Annotated in this window: 3 protein-coding genes and 1 pseudogene; all 4 read right to left on the bottom strand. The window is 28.3% G+C overall.

Annotated elements, in window-relative coordinates; all coding sequences use genetic code 11:
- Window positions 1–30: 30 nt before the first annotated feature.
- Window positions 31–363: a ribonuclease Z gene (locus DIU01_RS06490; RefSeq protein WP_290832678.1), complete on the bottom strand. Its 333-nt coding sequence runs from the start codon at window positions 361–363 to the stop codon at window positions 31–33.
- 43 nt (window positions 364–406) lie between these two features.
- Window positions 407–772 (bottom strand): type II toxin-antitoxin system VapC family toxin, encoded by a 366-nt coding sequence (locus tag DIU01_RS06485; protein ID WP_290832676.1) that lies wholly within the window; start codon window positions 770–772, stop codon window positions 407–409.
- The gene (locus DIU01_RS06480; RefSeq protein WP_290832674.1) at window positions 762–929 is read right to left on the bottom strand and encodes a hypothetical protein; all 168 of its coding nucleotides are present in this window, start codon (window positions 927–929) and stop codon (window positions 762–764) included. Before DIU01_RS06480 ends, DIU01_RS06485 begins: the two co-directional genes overlap by 11 nt.
- 33 nt (window positions 930–962) lie before the next feature.
- A pseudogene (locus DIU01_RS06475) lies at window positions 963–1,309 on the bottom strand (aspartate carbamoyltransferase); the annotation flags it as partial.

Raw genomic sequence — 1,309 nt, 5'->3', positions numbered from 1 at the left:
CTTTTAAACTCTTAAACTTATAAACTTTTCCTAAAATCCTAAATCGCGTTCTATTTCTTCCATTTCAATAATATCGTGTGCCTCTTGAAGCGATGGCACAGCAATAATTTTTACAGGAACATCGTTAAAGTCGATTCCGTCGGCAACGATTACAAATGATTTTTTTCCTTTTTTGTGCGCTTTAGATAATTCTGAAAACGATTTTATATCTTTAATAGTAATTCCTTTATCGTGAGTGATATCGATAATTAGATTTTGATTTTTAAAACTGTTGTGCTCATGAGTTACTTTTTCAAGAAACAAATTTACATCGCCTTGTGTATCTTTTATAGTGGTTGTATGTCCTTTTTGATCTACTTTCATTTGATAAAAAGTTTATGAGTTTATTGGGTTAAAAGTTTAAAAGTTAGAATTCAATTAAAATTAAATCTAACTCTTCTATTTGAGAAAATTGTTTGTCGGCTGTAACTAAAGGAACATTGTAAATAATTGAAGTTGCTGCAATTATTGAATCTGGAAGTTTTATTTTATACTTTTTTCTTAAATCAATTGTTTTTTCTTTGATTTTGAGATTCCACTCAATCGAAAAACTATCATTAATTAAGCTTTTAAGCTCTATTTCTTCTTTTTTAGTTATATTTTTATGTCCAAGAAGTTCAACTTCACTTATGAATGAAATTCCAAAATCATAAATTAAAAAAGGTTTTACTATTTCATTCCCTTCATGCAAGTAGATAAGAAAATTAGTATCGGCAATAAAATCAATCTTCATTTTTTCTAATTTCTAACTGATAATTTAAACCATCTAAATTTCTTTTCAACTTTCCAAAATGACTTGAAAGGTTTCCTTTTTTAGAAACTTTTTTAAGCTTTGAAGTCAAAATTTTCTCTATATTTTTAGAGTTAGATTTATTGATTATTACAGTCATAACAAATTGTATTTACACAAATATATAAATTTATTATTGTTTAATCTTTGAAGCCAATAAATAAATCACTGCCATTCTAATTGCCACTCCGTTTTCTACTTGGTCTAAAATAACTGATTGTTGTGAATCGGCAACATCAGAAGTAATTTCTACACCACGATTTATTGGTCCGGGATGCATGATTACGATTTCTTTATTTAGCGAATCAAGTAATGCTTTGTCAACTCCATATTGTTGTGCGTATTCTCTTGTAGATGGAAAGTAATTTACATCCATACGTTCGTTTTGAACTCTAAGCATATTAGCAACATCACACCATTCTAACGCTTTTCGCAAATTTGGTTCAACCGAAACTCCAAGACTTTCAATGTATTTTGGAA

The organism is Flavobacterium sp., assembly GCF_003525665.1.
GTDB lineage: Bacteria > Bacteroidota > Bacteroidia > Flavobacteriales > Flavobacteriaceae > Flavobacterium.
This window is presented reverse-complemented; position numbering and strand designations above follow the sequence as displayed.

Excerpts from the sequence above, each read along its gene's own strand:
- DIU01_RS06490 (WP_290832678.1), bottom strand. The coding sequence starts at position 363 with ATGAAAGTAGATCAAAAAGGACATACAACCACTATAAAAGATACACAA.
- DIU01_RS06485 (WP_290832676.1), bottom strand. The coding sequence starts at position 772 with ATGAAGATTGATTTTATTGCCGATACTAATTTTCTTATCTACTTGCAT.
- DIU01_RS06480 (WP_290832674.1), bottom strand. The coding sequence starts at position 929 with ATGACTGTAATAATCAATAAATCTAACTCTAAAAATATAGAGAAAATT.